Origin of the sequence: Aequorivita aquimaris (assembly GCF_001573155.1) — a bacterium.
GTDB lineage: Bacteria > Bacteroidota > Bacteroidia > Flavobacteriales > Flavobacteriaceae > Aequorivita > Aequorivita aquimaris.
In genome coordinates, this window is sequence record NZ_JRWG01000008.1 from 53,595 (window position 1) to 72,828 (window position 19,234).

15 protein-coding genes are annotated in these 19,234 nt (G+C 40.3%); 12 read left to right on the plus strand and 3 right to left on the minus strand.

The window, feature by feature from the left end; all coding sequences use genetic code 11:
- The first annotated feature begins 84 nt into the window (after positions 1-84).
- The gene (locus tag LS48_RS12105) at positions 85-1,743 is read left to right on the plus strand and encodes a S8 family peptidase (protein ID WP_062622780.1); all 1,659 of its coding nucleotides are present in this window, start codon (positions 85-87) and stop codon (positions 1,741-1,743) included.
- Positions 1,744-1,864: 121 nt separating this feature from the next.
- Here LS48_RS12105 and LS48_RS12110 read toward each other — a convergent pair whose 3' ends face one another.
- Both LS48_RS12110 and LS48_RS12115 read right to left on the minus strand, forming a co-directional pair.
- On the minus strand, positions 1,865-2,548 hold the full coding sequence (locus LS48_RS12110) for a cell division ATP-binding protein FtsE (RefSeq protein WP_062622781.1): 684 nt from the start codon (positions 2,546-2,548) through the stop codon (positions 1,865-1,867).
- A gap of 78 nt (positions 2,549-2,626) precedes the next feature.
- Complete coding sequence (locus LS48_RS12115) at positions 2,627-3,085, minus strand: tail fiber protein (protein ID WP_062622782.1); 459 nt, start codon at positions 3,083-3,085, stop codon at positions 2,627-2,629.
- 229 nt (positions 3,086-3,314) lie between these two features.
- Between LS48_RS12115 and LS48_RS12120 the strand changes: the two genes are divergently transcribed.
- The 4 genes from LS48_RS12120 (at position 3,315) to LS48_RS12135 (ending at position 10,310) form a co-directional block, all read left to right on the plus strand.
- Positions 3,315-6,332, plus strand: coding sequence for a tetratricopeptide repeat protein (locus tag LS48_RS12120; protein ID WP_062622783.1), 3,018 nt, complete (start codon positions 3,315-3,317; stop codon positions 6,330-6,332).
- A gap of 31 nt (positions 6,333-6,363) precedes the next feature.
- Positions 6,364-8,100: a porin family protein gene (locus tag LS48_RS12125; protein ID WP_062622784.1), complete on the plus strand. Its 1,737-nt coding sequence runs from the start codon at positions 6,364-6,366 to the stop codon at positions 8,098-8,100.
- Between the two features lie 81 nt (positions 8,101-8,181).
- Complete coding sequence (locus LS48_RS12130; protein ID WP_062622785.1) at positions 8,182-9,819, plus strand: amidohydrolase; 1,638 nt, start codon at positions 8,182-8,184, stop codon at positions 9,817-9,819.
- On the plus strand, positions 9,819-10,310 hold the full coding sequence (locus LS48_RS12135; protein ID WP_062622786.1) for a YkgJ family cysteine cluster protein: 492 nt from the start codon (positions 9,819-9,821) through the stop codon (positions 10,308-10,310). Before LS48_RS12130 ends, LS48_RS12135 begins: the two co-directional genes overlap by 1 nt.
- 52 nt (positions 10,311-10,362) lie before the next feature.
- Here the strand turns inward: LS48_RS12135 and LS48_RS12140 are convergent, their stop codons facing one another.
- Positions 10,363-11,640, minus strand: a complete 1,278-nt coding sequence (locus tag LS48_RS12140; protein WP_062622787.1) for an exo-beta-N-acetylmuramidase NamZ family protein — start codon at positions 11,638-11,640, stop codon at positions 10,363-10,365.
- Positions 11,641-11,649: 9 nt separating this feature from the next.
- On the opposite strand from LS48_RS12140, the gene LS48_RS12145 reads away from it, so the two are divergent.
- The 7 genes from LS48_RS12145 (at position 11,650) to LS48_RS12175 (ending at position 19,234) form a co-directional block, all read left to right on the plus strand.
- Positions 11,650-12,885: an ABC transporter permease gene (locus tag LS48_RS12145; protein WP_062622788.1), complete on the plus strand. Its 1,236-nt coding sequence runs from the start codon at positions 11,650-11,652 to the stop codon at positions 12,883-12,885.
- A gap of 139 nt (positions 12,886-13,024) precedes the next feature.
- Positions 13,025-14,383 carry a pyridoxal-phosphate dependent enzyme gene (locus LS48_RS12150; RefSeq protein ID WP_062622789.1) on the plus strand — a complete coding sequence of 453 codons (1,359 nt, stop codon included), beginning with the start codon at positions 13,025-13,027 and terminating at the stop codon, positions 14,381-14,383.
- A gap of 89 nt (positions 14,384-14,472) precedes the next feature.
- A complete protein-coding gene (locus LS48_RS12155; RefSeq protein ID WP_045081565.1) occupies positions 14,473-14,853 on the plus strand; it encodes a DUF202 domain-containing protein in 381 nt (126 codons plus the stop codon).
- A 55-nt stretch (positions 14,854-14,908) separates the two neighbouring features.
- Positions 14,909-16,216, plus strand: coding sequence for a DUF2851 family protein (locus tag LS48_RS12160; protein ID WP_062622790.1), 1,308 nt, complete (start codon positions 14,909-14,911; stop codon positions 16,214-16,216).
- 55 nt (positions 16,217-16,271) lie between these two features.
- Positions 16,272-16,502 (plus strand): PspC family transcriptional regulator, encoded by a 231-nt coding sequence (locus LS48_RS12165; protein WP_045081567.1) that lies wholly within the window; start codon positions 16,272-16,274, stop codon positions 16,500-16,502.
- The gene (locus LS48_RS12170; RefSeq protein WP_045081568.1) at positions 16,499-17,506 is read left to right on the plus strand and encodes a potassium channel family protein; all 1,008 of its coding nucleotides are present in this window, start codon (positions 16,499-16,501) and stop codon (positions 17,504-17,506) included. The genes LS48_RS12165 and LS48_RS12170 overlap by 4 nt, the downstream gene beginning before the upstream one ends.
- 102 nt (positions 17,507-17,608) lie before the next feature.
- On the plus strand, positions 17,609-19,234 hold the full coding sequence (locus tag LS48_RS12175) for an alanine/glycine:cation symporter family protein (protein WP_062622791.1): 1,626 nt from the start codon (positions 17,609-17,611) through the stop codon (positions 19,232-19,234).

Genomic DNA, 19,234 nt, shown 5'->3' on the forward strand with positions numbered 1-19,234 from the left:
AAATACAGTAATCTTTTTGGATGCGGGAAATTTGATTTTCTATTTGGTCCATAAAAAATCGTTTTCAAAAAAAAATTAAAAAAAATGTATCTTGTAAAAAAAGAATCAGCTGTGCGGATATTTATTTTAGTTTTTGTTGTTTTTTCTACACTTTCAGCTTACTCCCAACAAGAGGCCTGGTTTTATCTGCGTGCGCGCGATACTTCTTTCGTGCCTTCCTTTGAAAAAAAAGGAGATTATTTGAGCTATTCGGGTAAAGATGCAAGGCTGAAGGCAGCTTTAAAAAACTATAAAATTAAAATTTTCAAAAAAACCTGGAAACACGCCAAAAAACAAAACCTTAAAAAAACTTTTTTTGTAATTGCCGATAATGAAGCAATGATGACAGATTTATTGCAAAATGTTTCCCATATTTTTGAGTTTGGCGAATTGATAGCCGAAGAGGACAAAAAAATTTTTGAACCCAATGATTACGGATTGACAAGTACCATCGGCGATAATTTGGGAGCGCAAGTTAATCTGGATTATCTTGACGTAATGGAGGTTCCGAAAGCTTGGTATTACACAACAGGTTCGCGCGATGTAATTATTGGAATTTCGGATGGGTCCATCAAAACAGACGATAAGGAATTTGAAGGAAAAAGTAAGATTATAAGGGAGTCTTTTATGGCAAAAGGCCACGGATTTTCTGTTGCTGAATCTGCGGCCGGCCAAGGAGACAATGGGTATGCCATTCCGGGGGTATGTTACGATTGTAGTGTTTATTCCACCAATTATAGACACATAAATAATTTAGAGCAACTCGTTGAGCTTTCCAAATTAGGAGTGAAAGTTATCAATTGTAGTTGGGGGCTTGCACACTATTATGAAACGGCCCAGCAGGCTATTTATGAAATGATGGACAATGGTACAGTAGTGGTTGCAATAGGCCACAACCCACCTTTTTCGGAAACAAAGGGAAAAAAACCTTATTATCCAGCTTCATATGATAAAGTTATTGCGGTTTCTTCTGCTTCGCACCGCTATGCACATTATTCTGAAAATATTCAGATTGAAGAAGATAAGGGCTTGTATTACATAAAAAATATTCGCTATTATGTGGGGCTTACCGGTGGTTTTAAAAATAATGATACTACTCAGGTTCCGCATTTGTATCCTATCAGCATCCGAAATTTGAATAGTGAAATTGACATTGTAGCTCCTTCACAGGGTATTTATAGATACGGTGAACGAGCCCTCAACGGTTTTGACGACGTTAGTCAATTTAACCAAACTTCAGGGGTGGCACCATTGGTTACGGGCAGTATTGGGCTTATGTTTTCGCTTTATCCCTGTCTTCCCGCGGAAGAGGTTGAAACCATCCTAAAATTCACTTCTACCAATATAGACGACGTGGAGCCCAACAAACCCTATGCGGGAATGTACGGTGCGGGAATGCTGAATACAGGCCGCGCGGTAAAAATGGTTTTCGATATGTTTGCTGAAAAGGAACCAGTAAAAATTGAAAACCAGCGGTTCAGTCGCTGGGATTTTAAACTGACTTCTATTTCTGAAGTAGTTATGCAAAATCAGAAATTTACTGAAGAAGCAACTTTAAATCTTACCTCAAAAAAGCGAATTGTAATTTCTGAAAATACCGTCCTAAGACCGAACGCGAAAGGAAAAATTCATCTTAAAATTGACCTAACTCTCAAAAAGGAATGCGAATTGCAGCTGCGCGACCCGAGCATTTTGAATGATTGAAAGTTAATTGGAAGGTTTGAGCCACCGCGTTCGTAACCCCGAAAGTTTGGAACAAAAATCACTACTTAGAAACTTAAATTCTGTAAACTGGGACTGCGACTGAAAACTGAACTACTTATTTTCAAACCGTTTTCTGCACGACCTCAAAAATCTGGTTTTCATCACATTTTAAGGTTTTGGAAGGATACTTCAGCAACAGGGCATAATCGTGTGTTGCCATTAAGATGGTGTTGCCGTTTTTATTTATCTCACGTAAAACTTCCATTACTTCCACGCTCGTTTGTGGGTCTAGGTTTCCCGTAGGCTCATCTGCGAGAATAAGTTCGGGATCGTTCAAAAGAGCACGTGCAATGGCAACACGTTGCTGCTCCCCGCCCGAAAGTTGGTAAGGGTATTTAAAGGCTTTGGTTTTCATATCTACCTTGTCCAATACCTCGTTTATCTTGCTTTCCATCGCAGCTTTGTCCTTCCAACCGGTGGCCGTCAAAACAAAATTTAGATTGTCGCGCACCGTGCGATCGTTCAAAAGTTTAAAATCCTGAAAAACCACGCCCAGTTTTCTGCGTAAAAAAGGAATATTCTTTTCTTTTAAGGTAGCCAAATCGTAGCCCACAATATTCCCTTCGCCTTCCTGCAGCGGAAGATCGCCGTAAAGCGTTTTCATAAAACTACTTTTTCCGGTTCCCGTTTTTCCGATTAAATAGACAAATTCGCCTTTTTCCACTGAAACGGAAACATCCGAAAGAACTAGGTTGTCGCCTTGATAAATGGAAGCATCTTTTAAAAATAATACGGTATCGGCCATTGGGATTATAGATTTACGATTTCGATTTCAAAAGTAATTTGAATTACTTCAAACTGCAACTGATTACTGCCAACATATTTATTTTTCTGAAATTTTTTCTTTCAATGCATCAATCTCCTTTTGCTGCTGAAGCGTGTAGAGCGTCAATTCCTCAATTTTTTGCAGCAAAAGCAAGTTCATTTCTTTTAGCGAAATTCCCTCCTTCTGCATAGTTTCGGCAGAAGGCACATTCGGCAGATGATTGTTTTCTTTTAAAAACGCTTCCAGTTCTTCCAAGGTAATCAAACTATATTCCGGCATCATTTCAGAAAAACCGTTATAATAGGTTTCAAACACATAATCGGGTGCAACTGCTCCCTCAAGATCTACCAGAACTTCCTGGGTGTGGATTTTTCCTTTTACGGTCAAAAGCTCATCGGGAGTAGTTGTGCCAATGCCTATTTTTCCATCCTTTTCAGAAAGATTTTTAAAAGGATTGCGCTGTGCTGTGGCGGAAAGTGAAAACATTAGAATGCCGAAAATCAATAATCTGTTCATAACGATGCTTTTATAATTTGTAAAGTTTTAAAATTACGGTATTTTTTTAAAGCGTTTCAATGTATGTTAAAATCTGTTGAAGAGGTGCATACTTATTTCAATTTTACGTCGTTATATTCCTAAGAAAATCCACCAAAAAATCATTCGTTAATTAAACCTTAAAAATTTACAGTATCGCCGAAAGCTACATTTAAAGTTAAATATCTTTACGCCACAAAAACTGTAAATAATGATAAAGAATTTTCTTGTTTTTTCACTTTTCCTATTCCTTTCATTTTCGTCCTTTTCACAGCAAACAGCGGTCTTTACAAATGATCTCGCCGATTTCAACCAAGCACTGGAACTCTACAATAACGGGCAGTTTTTAGCCGCGCAAAGTCTTTTTGACAAAATAAAAAACAGCAGCGAAGACGAAACCGTGCAGAGCGATTGTGCCTATTATATTGCCAATGCGGCGGTGAGATTGAACCAGCAAAACGCCGACCAGTTGATGGAGGAATTTGTGGAGAAATATCCCACGAGTTTGAAGCGAAATTCTGCATTTATAGATGTCGCAAACTATTATTTCGAAAACGGAAAATATTCGCACGCCCAAAAGTGGTACGATAAGGTTGACACTTCAAATTTAAGTCGAAGTGAGCAAGAACGTTTCAATTTTAATAACGGATACGTCTATTTTAAGGCGAAGCGATATGACGAGGCAAAAAGCTATTTCAACAAAGTTTCCACTTCGCAGAAATACGGCTCGCAGGCGAAGTATTATCTGGGTTTTATCGCTTACGAAGGCGACGATTATGAGGAAGCCAACAAAAATTTTGAGGAAGTAAAAGGGGAGGAACGCTATTCGGAAGACCTTAGTTATTACCAAGCCGATATGAATTTCAAGCTCGGAAATTTCGAAAAGGCCATCGCGATGGGGAAGGAGCAGTTTGATAAATCCAGCCCGCAGGAGAAAAGTCAACTTTCAAAAATTATTGGTGAGAGCTATTTCAATCTTGAAAAATATGCCGAAGCCATTCCATATTTAAAGGAATACAAAGGTTTTCGCGGCAAGTGGAACAATACCGATTACTACCAATTGGGGTACGCATATTACAAACAGGGCGATTACGAAAGTGCCATCGGCGAGTTCAACAAAATTGTGGATGGAAGGAATGCCGTGGCCCAAAATGCCTATTACCATTTGGCGGAAAGTTATCTGAAACTCGACAAAAAACAGGAAGCGTTAAACGCTTTTAAAAATGCTTCGGAAATGGATTTCAGTGCCGAAATTCAGGAAGATGCTTATTTGAATTATGCAAAACTGAGCTACGAAATTGGGAACAGCTACAAAAGCACGCCGCAGGTTTTGCTTTCCTTTATTGAAAAATACCCAAACAACGTCAATAATGATGAGTTGAAACGATTGTTGATCGACAGTTACATCACTTCAAAAAATTATAAAGAGGCGTTGGATTTGCTGGAAAACAACAAAAACTTTGCTGATGAAGCCGCCTATCAAAAAGTTGCTTTTTACCGTGGAATTGAATTGTACAACGAAGCCGATTACAACGAAGCGATTTCGTTTTTTGACAAAAGCCTGAAATATCCCAAAAATCAGGATTTCACAGCGCGCGCAACTTATTGGAAGGCTGAAAGCGATTACCAACTCTCAAATTTCGAAAAATCGTTGGCGGGCTATAAAAAGTTTGCAGAAATGCCGGGCGCACAGAACACTTCAGAATATAAAAACTTGAAATACAATTTGGCCTACAACCAATTCAAACTTAAAAATTATACTGAAGCCATTTCAAATTTCAAAAGTTACGTAGGTTCTTCCTACGCTGAAACCGTCCGAAAAAAGGACGCATACCTGCGATTGGGCGACAGCTATTTCGTGACAAGCCAATATTGGCCCGCAATGGAAAATTACAACGCCGCAATCGATTTGGGCGGCGATAACGATTATGCGCAGTTTCAAAAAGCCATCAGCTATGGTTTTGTGGACCGAAGCGAAAAGAAAATCGAGGAACTGATTGCCTTTATAAAAAAATATCCAAAATCCGTTTACCGCGACGATGCGCTGTATGAATTGGGAAATACCTACGTGGCGCAAAACAGGACCAACGAAGCGATTTCGGCTTACGATCAATTGGTCCGCGATATTCCGAACAGCAGCTTCGTTTCAAAAGCACTGTTGAAAAAAGCGTTGATTTATGAAAATGCCGGAAAAAGCAACGAAGCGCTTGCTATTTTTAAACAAGTAACAAAGGATTTTCCATCTACGCCCGAAGCGTTACAAGCGGTTTCTTCGGCAAAACTCATTTATATAGATCAGGGCAATGTGGACGAATACGCCCGCTGGGTAAAAACCTTGGATTACGTACAAGTGGGCGACACCGAACTTGACGACGCGGCTTATGCAGCGGCAGAACAGCCATATTTGGAAAACAAACAGAGTCAGGCGCAGAGCCGTTTTGAGGATTATTTGCAGCAATTTCCCAATGGTCTGCACGCCCGAAATGCGCATTTCTATTTGGGACAGATTTATTTCGCTGACGGAAGAAGCGATCAAGCCATTCCGCATTTTGAATATGTTGTGAACCGCGAGCGAAGCGAATTTACCGAACAGGCTTTGGCGCGGGTTTCAGAATTGTATTTGGGTAAAAAGGATTACCAAAACGCCTTAAAATATTTAACCCGTTTGGAAGCCGAAGCAGATTTTCCGCAGAACATCATCTTCGCGCAGACCAACAGTATGAAGGCTTCGTATGAATTGAAGCAATATGCCGAAGCGGTAAATTATGCCGAAAAAGTGCTTCAAAATTCTAAAATAGACAATTCAATTAAAAGTGATGCGCAGGTGATTATTGCACGTTCTGCAATGAAAACCAATAATGAAGCAAAAGCCAAAACCGCTTACGCAGAAGTACAGAAAATAGCGACCGGAGCCCTTGCTGCCGAAGCGCTTTATTTCGATGCGTATTTCAAAAATAAGGAAGGCAATTACGAAGCTTCAAACGCTTCCGTACAAAAATTGGCGAAGGATTATTCGGGCTATAAACTCTACGGTGCCAAAGGTTTGGTGCGGATGGCGAAGAATTTTTACGCTTTGAAGGATGCGTACCAGGCGACCTATATTTTGGAAAGTGTGACCAAAAACTTTACCGATTTCCCAGAGGTAGTAGAAGAGGCAAAAGCAGAACTCGCAGTAATTAAAAATGCGGAGGCGAAAACCAATTCTTCCGTTGAAACTGGCGGAAACTAAGCAATTATTTTAAAACGATATTACTATAAATATGTCAAAGAAACGCATAGTATTATTTTCAATCGCAACAATATTATTGTTCAATCTTTCGATGTTTTCGCAGGAAAAAGAACTCGATCCTGAGGTTGTAAATATTGTAAAACCATACACGCCCACAATTTCGGATGCCTTTAAAGTGAAGGAAACCCCTGAATTGAACGATTCCATTTCAACCACAAAAAAGGAGGTGAAGTACAGCATTTTTTCGGTTCCGGTGGCTTCCACTTTTACACCTGCGAAAGGCAAGGCTACTACAGTTGAAAAGGCAAAACCCATTAAATTATACGATAATTACGCAACGCTCGGCTTCGGGAATTACACTTCCATTTTGGGCGAGTTTTACAGCAATTTTGAAATCAGCCGTACCGATAACGCCGGGTTTTTCTTCCGTCACAATTCTTCGCAGGGCGATATAAAAGATGTAAAATTGGACAATAAATATTACGATACCAGCCTTGATGCCAATTACACAAGCAGACAAAAAGATGCAACCTACAGGCTCGATGCGGGCGTGGAGCATCAAATATACAATTGGTACGGTTTGCCCGAAGATTACGTAACGTATCCCGATAACGTGATTGCTGATATTGATCCGTTGCAGATGTATTTTAGTGGTTACGCAGGCGGAAGTATTGCGTTGGACGATTCGTTTTTTGAAAAAGCGGCCTTAAAAATTCGCTATTTGGGCGATGCGTTTTCTTCTTCGGAATTTAATGCTACTTTGAAGCCTGAGTTTTCGTTTCCGTTGGAAAATTTGACTTTTAATATTGATGGCGATATTGATTATTTAAGTGGAAGTTTTGACAGAAATTACTCAAACACTTCAGACATTAAATGCAGTTATTTAAACGCAGGTTTGGCACCGTCAATCACTTTTGTAAATGATGATTTATCGGTTTCATTGGGGGTTGCGGCATACGTGAGTGTGGATTCCGAAAACAGCGACACGGAATTTTCGTTATACCCAAGATTGAATGCTTCGTACCGTTTACTGGCCGAAACCGTGATTGTTTACGGAGGTGCAGAAGGCGGGCTTCAGCAAAATTCCTACTATAATTTTAAGGAAGAAAATCCATTTGTTTCGCCTACCTTAAATATTGCGCCTACCAAAAAACTCTACGAAGGTTTCGGCGGAATTAAAGGGAAAATCTCTAATTCTGTGGCCTACAATGTTCGGGCTTCTTACGGAAAAGATGAAAACCGTGCGCTTTTTCAAATGAATCCTTTAAAGATTTACAGCGCAAATTTTGAAGGATACGAATACGGAAATTCCTTCAATGTGGTTTATGATGATGTGAATACACTTGCTTTTTTCGCGGAACTGAAAGTGGAGGTTTCGAATACATTCACACTGGGAATAAACGGAACGTATAATAGTTACAGTACAGATTTGCAAAACGAAGCGTGGAACTTACCGGATTTAAAGGCTTCGGTGTTTTCAGATTTCAACATAACCGAAAAATTATACGGTGGCGCTTCCTTGTTTTACGTGGGCGAGCGTAAGGATTTGGTTTATAATAATGATCCTTTCGGGAATTCCATAAATCAAGAGGTAACCTTGGATGGCTACGTTGATGCCAATCTTCACTTTGGTTATAGGTTCACGGATAGGCTTTCAGCATTTGTAAAGGGAAGTAACCTTTTTGGCGATAATTACGAAAAGTGGTTGAATTATCCCGTGCAGGGAATTCAAGGTTTGGCTGGGGTTACCTATAAGTTTGATTGGTAGTCTCTAAAAAGAAATTATAATTTCAGAAAACATCCGTCTTTGGCGGATGTTTTCTATTTTTACACCCTAAGAGAACTAATTATGCAAAAACTATTCTTCCTTTTATTAGCAATATCAATTGCTTCTTGCGCCCCAGAAAAACTTCCAGCAGATTTACTGATAAAAAACGCAACCATTTATACGGTTGATAAAGATTTCAGCACTGCAAATGCCTTAGTTGTAAAAAACGGAAAAATCCTCGAAATAGGCTTAAAACCTGAGCTTGAACTGAAATATAAAATCAAGGAAACTTATGACGCAAAGGGCAATACCGTAGTTCCGGGATTGATTGATGCCCACGCGCATTTGTACGGCCTTGGTATGAGTTTACAACAAGTAGATTTAGTAGGAACCAAAAGTTTTGAAGAGGTTTTGGGCCGTGTTGTGGCCTTTCAGGAAGAAAAGAAAATGCCTTATATAATTGGTCGCGGTTGGGACCAAAACGATTGGGATGATAAAAATTTCCCCACTAAAAAAGAATTGGATTCCTTATTTCCAGATACGCCAGTTTCTTTGCGGAGAATTGACGGTCACGCTATGTTGGTTAATTCAAAGGCTTTGGAATTGGCTGGAATTACTTCAAAAACTAAAGTTGCCGGAGGCGAAATAGTTTTGAAAAACGGCGAGCCAACGGGAATAATTGTTGATGCGCCAATGCGATTAATAGGGAAAACCTTCCCGGAAACTACACCTGAAGTTTCCATCGAAGCACTTTTGGAAGCTGAAAAATTATGCTTACAATACGGATTGACAACTGTTGACGATGCTGGTTTGGATAGAAATATCATTGAACTCATTGACCAACTTCAAAAAGAAGGAAAATTCAAACTAAGAATGTACGCGATGGTCAGCAACAGTCCCCAAAACCGTGATTATTATTTAAGTAACGGAATTTATAAAACCGATAGATTAAATGTACGTTCCTTTAAGGTTTATTCAGATGGCGCTTTGGGGTCCCGCGGTGCCGCAATGCGTGAACCATACAGCGATATGCCTGGGCATTATGGTGCAATGATTGCCACCGCAGATAGCCTGAAATATTTAGCTGAAAAAATCGCTGCTTCTGAATTTCAAATGAATACGCACGCCATTGGGGATTCCGCAAATATTGCAGTGCTTCGGGCCTATAAAAAAGCTTTGAAAGGTAAAACCGACAGACGCTGGAGAGTGGAACATGCACAGATTATTTCAGCACAGGATTTCGATTATTTTGATGATAACAACAATATTCTTCCTTCGGTACAACCAACGCACGCCACCAGCGATATGTATTGGGCCGAGGATAGAGTGGGAGCGGAACGTATAAAAGGAGCTTATGCGTATAAGGAATTATTGGAAAAGGCAGGAAGCATCGCTTTGGGAACCGATTTTCCGGTTGAGCATGTAAACCCAATGTACACCTTTTACGCTGCCGTTGCCCGAAAAGATTTAAAAAATTATCCTGAAAATGGTTTTCAAATGAAGGATGCCTTAACTCGCGAAGAAGCTTTAAAAGGAATGACTATTTGGGCAGCTTTCGCCAATTTTGAGGAAAACGAAAAAGGTAGTATCGAAGTAGGAAAGTTTGCTGATTTTACGGTTCTTGATAAAGATATTATGAACGTTGACGAAAAGGAACTTCCAAACACAAAAGTACTCGCAACATTCATTAACGGTGAAAAAGTTTATGAAGTAGAGTAATGGAAGAAATTCTGAAACAACTTCCCCAAAAAGCAAAGGAAGCCGAAGCAGAAAACAAAAAATTTTTTGCAAAGCTGAAAAAGAAACCGCCCAAACACCTCGACAGTTTGATGCTGGAATTGCATGAGGAAGAATTCAAAAGAACAGATTGTCTCACCTGCGCCAATTGCTGCAAAACCACCGGCCCGCTCTTTACGGATAAAGATATCGAGCGTATTTCAAAACATTTTCGAATGAAACCGCAGCAATTCATCGAAACCTATTTGCGGATTGACGAAGATAAAGATTACGTTTTACAAAGCGTTCCCTGCACTTTTTTGGGCACCGATAATTATTGTAGCATTTACGACGTTCGTCCAAAAGCCTGTCGCGAATTTCCACACACTGATAGAAAGAAATTTCAGCAGATTTCACACCTAACGATGAAAAATGTCGCCATTTGTCCGGCAGCTAATAATATTGTGGAGGAGATGAAACGAATAATTAAGTAAGCAGTCGCAGTCGCAGTTTTCAGTTGCGGGGAATTCTGCGACTGAAAACTTTTTAAGGATAAAGTAAATATTTCGCTCGAATTTTCTGAAAATTAGCAAGCCCTTCCTTCCAAGAATCCCGAATTTCTTCGGCAGATAAACCTTCCTCAATTTGTTTTTGCAATTTGTCAGTTCCGGCAAGTTTCACAAAAAAAGAATTGAAAAAATCTTTCTTTTTTCCGTTGGCATTATAAGCATCAATCAACCATTCCAAATTGATTTTATTCAAACGTGGTTCTTTTCGAAGATCTTTTCCATGGCAAAGTTCCCCTTTGAATTTTGGGTTTTTTGCGCCTTCATTGGATTGTGGCGTATATTCAAAAGTATATTTTGAAGCAGGCAAACTAGGCGCCCCAAAAACCTGGAATTGTATATCCGTGCCGCGTCCAGCATTAATAAAAGTGCCTTCAAAAAAGCAAAGACTTGGATATAGGTTTATGGATTGAGCGTTCGGTAAATTGGGGGATGGTTTTATGGGAAGTGCATAAGGTGTTTCGTGCGTGTAGTTTTGCATTTTAACCACAGTCAATTTGCATTTTATTTTATCTTTTAACCAGCCTTCGCCATTAATCATCTGTGCATATTCGCCAATAGTCATTCCGTGAACTACCGGAATAGGGTGCATACCTACGAAACTCTGGTTTTCGGGTTCCAAAATTGGGCCGTCAATATAATGTCCGTTGGGGTTTGGGCGGTCCAAAACAATAACGGGAATTCCAACTTCCGCGCAAGCTTCCATAACATAGTGAAGTGTTGAAATGTAGGTGTAAAACCGAGCGCCCACATCCTGTATGTCAAAAACAACTACGTCAATTCCTTTTAATTGTTCCTGCGAAGGTTTTTTATTGCTGCCGTAAAGTGAAATTAAAGGAACGCCAGTTTTAGAATCCACGCCATCTTTCACGTGCTCCCCGGCATCTGCAGTACCTCGGAAACCGTGTTCTGGGGCAAAAACTTTTTTTACTGAAATTCCGCTTTTTATTAGATGATCTACTAAATGAAATTCCATATAAAATGTATGCTGAGGTGAGGTTTGATATTCTTCATCCGCAATATCCTCAACCATTGAAGTTTGATTCGCTACAACACCTATTTGTTTTCCTTTTAATAGATAATGATATTCTGAAAACCTGTTTGCCCCAAGTATAATTTTATCATTGACATATACAATATCATCCATGCTTAACTCTTTGGATTCGGTCGTTTCTATTTTTTCTTTATTCTGACTTCCGCAGGAAATAATAGTCAAAACAACCAATAAAACTGTATTTTTGAAAAAAGTTAAGCCCATAAAATCGTAGTGAATTTCGAATTTTTCATCGCTCGGCGCATCATTGCTTCCAAGGACTATAAAAGTAGTATTTCGGCACCGATAATAAAAATTGCAATCACCGCAATTGCGCTTGGTATTATTATGATGCTAGTTTCCATTGCCACAGGCGTTGGACTCCAAAAAAAGATTCGCGAAAAGGTTTCGGCATTTAACGGCGATATCATTATTACGAATTTCGACACCAATTTTTCCAACGATTCCCAAAACCCGATTTCAAAAAACCAGGATTTCTATCCAACCTTTAAAAATATTGACGGAATAAAGCACGTGCAGGTTACTGCTTCCAAAGGTGGCGTAATCCGTACCGAAACCGATTTTGAGGGCGTGGTGGTAAAAGGCGTTGGCGAGGATTATGATTGGGAATATTTCAAGGATTATTTGGTTGAGGGAAAACTGCCCGATTTTAAAGGTGATTTAAATGAGGACATCCTGATTTCGGAATATTTGGCGAATAGGCTACATCTGAAACTGGGCGATAAAGTCACCACTTTTTTTCTGAACGATGAAGTCTCAAAAACCCCACGCAGCCGCGGTTTTGATATTGTTGGAATTTATAACAGCGGCTTTCAGCAGTTTGATGAACAATTCATAATAACGGACATTCGCCACATTCAAAGATTGAATAAATGGGAAGCTGACCAAATTGGCGCCTTTGAGGTTTTTGTGGATGATTTTGATGAAATAGTCCCAATTGGCAACGAAGTTTACAACGAAACCGGAAGCACGCTCGACACCCAGACCATCCGCCAAAAATATGCCTCTATCTTTGAGTGGCTGGATCTTTTTGACTTCAACATTATAATGATTATTGGAATAATGATTTTGGTGGCGGGCATCAATATGATTACCGCGTTGCTGGTTTTGATTTTGGAACGCACCCAAATGATAGGAATTCTGAAGGCCTTAGGTGGTAGTGATTGGAGCGTGCGCAAAGTGTTTTTGTATAACGCCATGTACTTAATTGGCGTTGGTCTTTTTTGGGGAAATGTCATTGGTATTGGCGTGCTTTTAATTCAGAAATACGGTAAAATTTTCAAACTAAACCCAGATACTTATTACGTAAACGAAGCCCCAGTTTATTTGCATTGGGACTATATTTTAATATTGAACGCGGGCACATTTTTGCTTTGCCTTTTGATGCTTTTGATACCTTCTTTTATTATTTCGAAAATTTCTCCGGTGAAGGCGATTCGGTTTGAGTAACGAACTTAGACCCCAAAGGTTTCAAAAACCTTTGGGGTCTTTTTTTTAATCGATAATTTATCAAGCTCATAAAAATCTCCCTTCCTTTGGAGGGGCTGGGGGAGGACTTTTTTATACCTTTGCACTTCTAAAATTTGTTATGGAATACGCAGAAAATATATTAGGAACCATCGGTAATACGCCCATGGTGAAAATCAACAAAATAATTGGGGATATTCCCGCTTTGGTGCTCGCCAAATACGAAACTTTCAACCCTGGAAATTCGGTAAAGGATAGAATGGCCGTAAAGATGATAGAAGACGCCGAAGCCGACGGAAGGCTGAAACCCGGCGGGACAATTATCGAGGGAACCTCCGGCAATACGGGAATGGGCCTTGCGCTTGCCGCCATCGTAAAAGGCTACAAAATGGTCTGCGTAATCAGCGACAAACAGAGCAAGGAAAAGATCGATATTTTGAAAGCCGTGGGCAGCAAAGTGGTGGTTTGCCCCACAAATGTTGCGCCCGAAGATCCGCGTAGTTATTATTCCACTTCAAAACGATTGGCGGAGGAAACTCCCAACAGTTGGTACGTAAACCAATATGATAATCTCAGCAACACCAAGGCACATTATGAAAGCACGGGCCCGGAAATCTGGAAACAGACCGACGGAAAAGTGACGCATTTTGTGGTGGGCGTTGGCACGGGCGGCACCATTAGCGGCGTTGGAAAATATTTAAAGGAACAAAACCCCAACATCAAAATTTGGGGAATTGATACCTACGGAAGTGTTTTTAAAAAATACCACGAAACAGGAATTTTTGACGAAAACGAAATCTATCCCTACATCACCGAAGGCATTGGCGAAGATATCCTTCCGAAGAATGTTGATTTTAGTGTTATTGACGGTTTTACTAAAGTAACCGATAAAGACGCCGCAATCTATACCCAAAAGCTGGCAAAAATGGAAGGCTTCTTTTTGGGGAATTCTGCCGGGGCGGCCATAAAAGGCTTACTTCAACTGAAAGATAAATTTACGAAGGACGATGTGGTCGTCGTACTTTTCCACGACCACGGCAGTCGTTACATTGGTAAAATGTACAACGACGAATGGATGCGCGAGCGCGGTTTTGTGGAAGATGAAGTTAAAAATGCTTCGGATTTGATTCAAGAACACTCAGATAAACCTTTAATTACAGTAAAAACGGAAGAACTGGTGGGCCACGCTATCGAAAGGATGAAAAAATACCACATCAGCCAAATTCCCGTGGAGGACACTACTGGCTTTGTGGGCGCTTTGGACGAGACCGATCTGCTTCGAAAATATTTGGAAAACAAAAACGTGGCAGATCTTCCTATAAAAGAAGTAATGCACAAACCTTTCCCAATTGTAAAAAAGAGCACCTCAATTGAAGAAATTTCAAAACTGATCCACAAAGAGAACAATGCCGTTTTGGTCGATTTGGGCGATGGGAAATACAATATAATTACGAAGCACGATATAATAAGAGCCTTGTAATTTTCCACCGCGAATTCACGAATGATATATATTTATTCGTGAATTTGTAGTTACAATCTCCAATAAATAATTCGTATTTTTATGCTACTATGAAAAACGAAGCCAAAAAATTATTTCGATTTCTTCGCACCAAGCCGGTACCCGCAAATACCAATGAAATATTGGCACTGGAGCGTACCAAACTGGCCAACGAGCGTACGCTACTGTCCTACATTCGTTCTTCGTTATACTTACTTTTGGGCGGAATTGGAATCTTGCAATTAAAGGATTTTGAGAGCATAAAATGGTTGGGCTATGTGGCCCTTGCGGTTTGTGTGATTTTTTTGGCCGTCGGCATTTTTAGGTATGTGTTGCTATCGCGCAGGCTTTACAAATGGAACCGTATTCTTTTTGTGGATACCATTTCAGAAAAAGTTCAAAAACAGGCAGATACACAGGAAAAATTACAAAAGGAAGAGGCGGAGGCATAATATTTTTCGCTATATTTATCTCACAGTTTAACACTCCCCACTAAAATAGTTTCAAATGAAAGAGGATTTTCTGCACTACGTGTGGAAATTTCAGAAGTTTGACGTGGGCGGTATTTGCACTTCAAATGGTGAAATTTTACACATAAAAAACCCCGGGAGCCATAACCAGAACTCTGGCCCTGATTTTTTTAATGCCCAGATTGAATTGGACGGCCAACTGTGGGCCGGCAATGTGGAAATTCACTTAAAGTCTTCCGATTGGTATGCCCATGCCCACGAAACCGACGTGGCGTATGACAACGTGATCCTCCACGTAGTATGGGAACACGATGCCGAAATTTACAGAAAGGACGGCTCCGCGATTCCTACTTTTATTTTGAAAAAACACGTTCCGAAAACCACCCAAGAGCGCTACCAAAAGCTGTTTTCAAAGGAAAAAAAATGGATCAACTGCGAAAATGATTTTGCCTCTATAGACGAGTTTACTGCGGAAAATTGGTTGGAAAGACTGTATCTGGAACGGCTTCAAAGAAAAGAAAAGATACTTCTGAAGGAGCTGAAAGAAACTCAAAACCACTGGGAAAGTTTACTTTTTAGAATGCTTTGTAAAAATTTTGGCTTGAAGGTAAATGGCGATTCCTTTTTCAGCGTTGCCAAATCGATTGATTTTTCGGTAGTAAAAAAATGTAGCCAGGAACGGCAAGATTTGGAGGCCCTTTTAATGGGGCAGGCTGGGTTACTGGAAGGCGATACGGAGGATTGGTATTTCAAAACGCTGAAAACCCGTTATGGATATTTAAAGCACAAATTCCAACTGGACAATGCCAATGTAATTGCCCCGAAGTTTTTCAGGCTGCGTCCACCGAACTTTCCCACGGTGCGCCTGGCACAATTTGCAATGCTCTATTTTGAGCAGCCCAGCCTTTTTTCAAAAGTAATTTCCGGAAAAAATTTAGAAGCGTTTTATGAATTGTTCAACGTAACGGGAAGCGAGTATTGGGACAAGCACTATAATTTTGGGATTGGTTCCTTGCAACGCAAAAAACGCGTTTCCAAGAGCTTGATGGATCTTTTGGTAATCAATACCATTATACCTATTAAGTTTTGCTATGCGGTTCAACAGGGCCGGGACATTTCTGACGAAATATTGGAACTGGTCGCCAAAATTTCTTCGGAAGAGAATGCCATCGTCAAAAAGTTCAATTCTTTAAAAAAGATATCAAAAAGCGCAGGCCACAGTCAGGCATTGCTTCACCTTAAAACGGAATATTGCGACAAGAACCGATGTTTGCAGTGCGCCATTGGCAGTTCTATAATTGGTACGGTCGCCCAGCCCGAAGTAAGAAGGATAATGGAAAACTGACTTTTTCTTTAACTTGACTTTCAATTTAAAGCGGAAAAAAGTGTAATTTGCAGCTATGTTGCAAGCAGTATATTCTTTGCGCCATTATCTTGAAAAACGAGGCTTTTATGTGTCTTCCCGCTTGGCCGATAGGTTGGGAATGCGCGCCAAGAGCGTTCGGCTATTTTTTATTTATGTTTCCTTCGCCACTTTCGGAGTGGGCTTTGCCATCTATCTTACTTTGGCTTTCCTTTTAAAACTGAAGGATCTTGTGAACACAAAACGAACTTCGGTCTTTGATTTATGAAGCAACTTTATAATTCCAAAATAGCCATTGCTGTTTTCTTGCTCCTCGTCGTCTTTGCCACAGGAGTGATAGCATTTAGGTTTTTCTCAGACTATAGTTGGATTGATGCTTTTTATATGACTGTAATAACCATAACAACTGTTGGTTATGGCGAAGTCATGCCTTTGAGCCCAGCAGAAAAAATATTTGTGTCGCTTCTTATCATTTCCAGTATCTTTATCGTTGGGTACGCCATTTCGGTAATTACCGAATATATTTTAAGTAAGAACATAGGTGTTTTAAGACAGAAAAAAGTGCAGAAAAAATTGGAATCCATGCATAATCATATTATTGTTTGCGGATATGGCAGAAACGGCAAGCAGGCAGCCCAGAAATTATTGGCTTATAACCGTCCTTTTGTTATTATTGAAAAGGACGAAGATGTTATAGACCGTTTTTCGGATGAGAAGAATCTTTTTATCCTCGGCAATGCCATTGAGGACGATGTACTTTTAAAGGCTGGGATTCAAAGAGCCGCAACGCTTATCTGCGCCACCCCAAACGATGCCGACAATCTTTTTATCGTACTATCGGCCAGGCAGATGAACAAAAATCTGAAAATTATAAGCCGCGCCAGTGAAGAGACCAGTTATAAAAAACTGAAACTTGGCGGGGCAGATAATGTAATAATGCCCGATAAAATTGGCGGCGACCATATGGCTTCCCTGGTGGTGGTGCCGGATCTCGTAGAGTTTTTGGACAATTTGACCGTTTCGGGCCAGCAGGATAGCATCAACGTAGAGCAAATACCGTTTGAAAATATGTGCCCCGACGGTAGGGAACAAGCCATTCATGATTTGGATGTAAGAAAGAAGACCGGCTGTTCCATAATTGGCTACCGATCACCTTCGGGAGAATATATTGTAAATCCTGAACCCTCCCTAATACTTAAAAAAAATTCTAAACTTATATTGATCGGGCGCCCCGAACAAATAGAAAGCTTGAAGAGAGAATACGGTGTTTAAGGAAACGTTAACAAATTTCCTTTTAATTTTTTGAAATTGTAGATTTTTTTAAGCATCTTGCTTCGTTTTATTTTTTAAAACGTTAAATCTTAAAATTCCACTATGAAGAAATATCTTCTTTCGCTAATCACACTTTTAATACCAATCATCACCTTTGCGCAGAATAACTCAGCTTCTGACCGAGTTGATGCAATATTCCAAAAATACACGGGCTGGTTTGTTGATTTAATTTTTTATGAAATCCCGTTTTCGGAATCTTTCCAGATTCCTTGGGTTCTTATCGTTTTAATCGGAGGGGCATTCTATTTCACAATCTATTTCAAATTAATAAACTTCACAGGTTTCGGTACTGCTATTCGGGTTGTTCGCGGAAAATATGAAGACATTGAAAAACACGGCGCCGATACACTTTACGGCGACGTAACGCCAAACGAGCAGGAAAATTTGATAGAGACTATCCGCGATGACAGCGCAGATGGTGAGGTTTCCCACTTTCAGGCTTTAACCGCAGCACTTTCCGCAACGGTAGGTCTGGGAAATATTGCCGGAGTAGCAGTGGCACTTTCCATTGGCGGACCGGGAGCAACCTTCTGGATGATCGTGGCAGGTTTACTGGGTATGGCGTCCAAATTTGCCGAATGTACCCTGGGTGTAAAATTCCGCGACGTGGGGCCGGACGGGACGGTTTACGGCGGGCCCATGTATTATCTTAAAAAAGGTCTGGGTCAAAAAGGTCTGGGTGGACTTGGAAAAGTACTTGCTATTCTTTTTGCAATATTTGTAATCGGGGGTTCTTTTGGCGGTGGAAATATGTTTCAGGCCAATCAGGCCGCAGCGCAGTTTGTGCAGCTTTTTGAACTGCAGGGAACGAGTGCTGCCATTTGGTTTGGAATTGCAATGGCTATAATAGTAGCAGTTGTAATCATTGGAGGTATTAAAAGAATTGCCAAGGTAACAGAAAAGATAGTTCCATTTATGGCGGGTATTTATGTTTTGGGAGCCATTGTAATCTTGGTTGCCAATTACCATCATATAGGTGATGCGTTTGCGTTGATTTTTGAAGGAGCCTTTAGTGGCCTCGGTATTGCCGGTGGATTGGTAGGGGTAATGATACAGGGAATTCGTCGTGGTGCATTTTCAAATGAAGCGGGTGTGGGTTCCGCGGCTATTGCCCACTCTGCAGTACGAACCAAATATCCCGCTTCCGAAGGAATTGTTGCACTTTTGGAACCGTTTATCGATACGGTTGTTATCTGTACTATGACCGCCTTGGTTATTGTAATTACCAATTTTGACAATAACATTATTCAATATGGAGTAGAAATCAACGAAGGGGTAGAACTTACCGCCACCGCATTTGATAGTGTGATTCCGCACTTCTCTGTAGTGCTGACCGTAGCTGTTATTTTATTTGCCTTTTCTACAATGATCTCTTGGTCCTACTACGGAATTCAAGGGTGGGTATATCTCTTCGGAAGAGGAAAAGTTACCGAGCTTATTTATAAACTGTTATTTTGTATCTTTATATGGGTTGGGTCGGTTATTAGCCTCGGGTCGGTTATCAACTTCTCCGACGCCATGATTTTCGCGATGGTAGTGCCTAACATAATTGGTGTTGTATTATTAACGCCGGTTGTACGAAAAGAATTGAATCGCTATATGAAGGCTATCCGTACCAAACACGAAGCCATTGATGATGGTTTGGAAGATATGCAGAAACATATGTAA

Excerpts from the sequence above, each read along its gene's own strand:
- LS48_RS12135 (WP_062622786.1), top strand. The coding sequence starts at position 9,819 with ATGGAAGAAATTCTGAAACAACTTCCCCAAAAAGCAAAGGAAGCCGAA.
- LS48_RS12130 (WP_062622785.1), top strand. The coding sequence starts at position 8,182 with ATGCAAAAACTATTCTTCCTTTTATTAGCAATATCAATTGCTTCTTGC.
- LS48_RS12155 (WP_045081565.1), top strand. The coding sequence starts at position 14,473 with ATGAAAAACGAAGCCAAAAAATTATTTCGATTTCTTCGCACCAAGCCG.
- LS48_RS12105 (WP_062622780.1), top strand. The coding sequence starts at position 85 with ATGTATCTTGTAAAAAAAGAATCAGCTGTGCGGATATTTATTTTAGTT.
- LS48_RS12120 (WP_062622783.1), top strand. The coding sequence starts at position 3,315 with ATGATAAAGAATTTTCTTGTTTTTTCACTTTTCCTATTCCTTTCATTT.
- LS48_RS12170 (WP_045081568.1), top strand. The coding sequence starts at position 16,499 with ATGAAGCAACTTTATAATTCCAAAATAGCCATTGCTGTTTTCTTGCTC.
- LS48_RS12140 (WP_062622787.1), bottom strand. The coding sequence starts at position 11,640 with ATGGGCTTAACTTTTTTCAAAAATACAGTTTTATTGGTTGTTTTGACT.
- LS48_RS12115 (WP_062622782.1), bottom strand. The coding sequence starts at position 3,085 with ATGAACAGATTATTGATTTTCGGCATTCTAATGTTTTCACTTTCCGCC.
- LS48_RS12125 (WP_062622784.1), top strand. The coding sequence starts at position 6,364 with ATGTCAAAGAAACGCATAGTATTATTTTCAATCGCAACAATATTATTG.
- LS48_RS12110 (WP_062622781.1), bottom strand. The coding sequence starts at position 2,548 with ATGGCCGATACCGTATTATTTTTAAAAGATGCTTCCATTTATCAAGGC.
- LS48_RS12175 (WP_062622791.1), top strand. The coding sequence starts at position 17,609 with ATGAAGAAATATCTTCTTTCGCTAATCACACTTTTAATACCAATCATC.
- LS48_RS12165 (WP_045081567.1), top strand. The coding sequence starts at position 16,272 with ATGTTGCAAGCAGTATATTCTTTGCGCCATTATCTTGAAAAACGAGGC.
- LS48_RS12160 (WP_062622790.1), top strand. The coding sequence starts at position 14,909 with ATGAAAGAGGATTTTCTGCACTACGTGTGGAAATTTCAGAAGTTTGAC.
- LS48_RS12150 (WP_062622789.1), top strand. The coding sequence starts at position 13,025 with ATGGAATACGCAGAAAATATATTAGGAACCATCGGTAATACGCCCATG.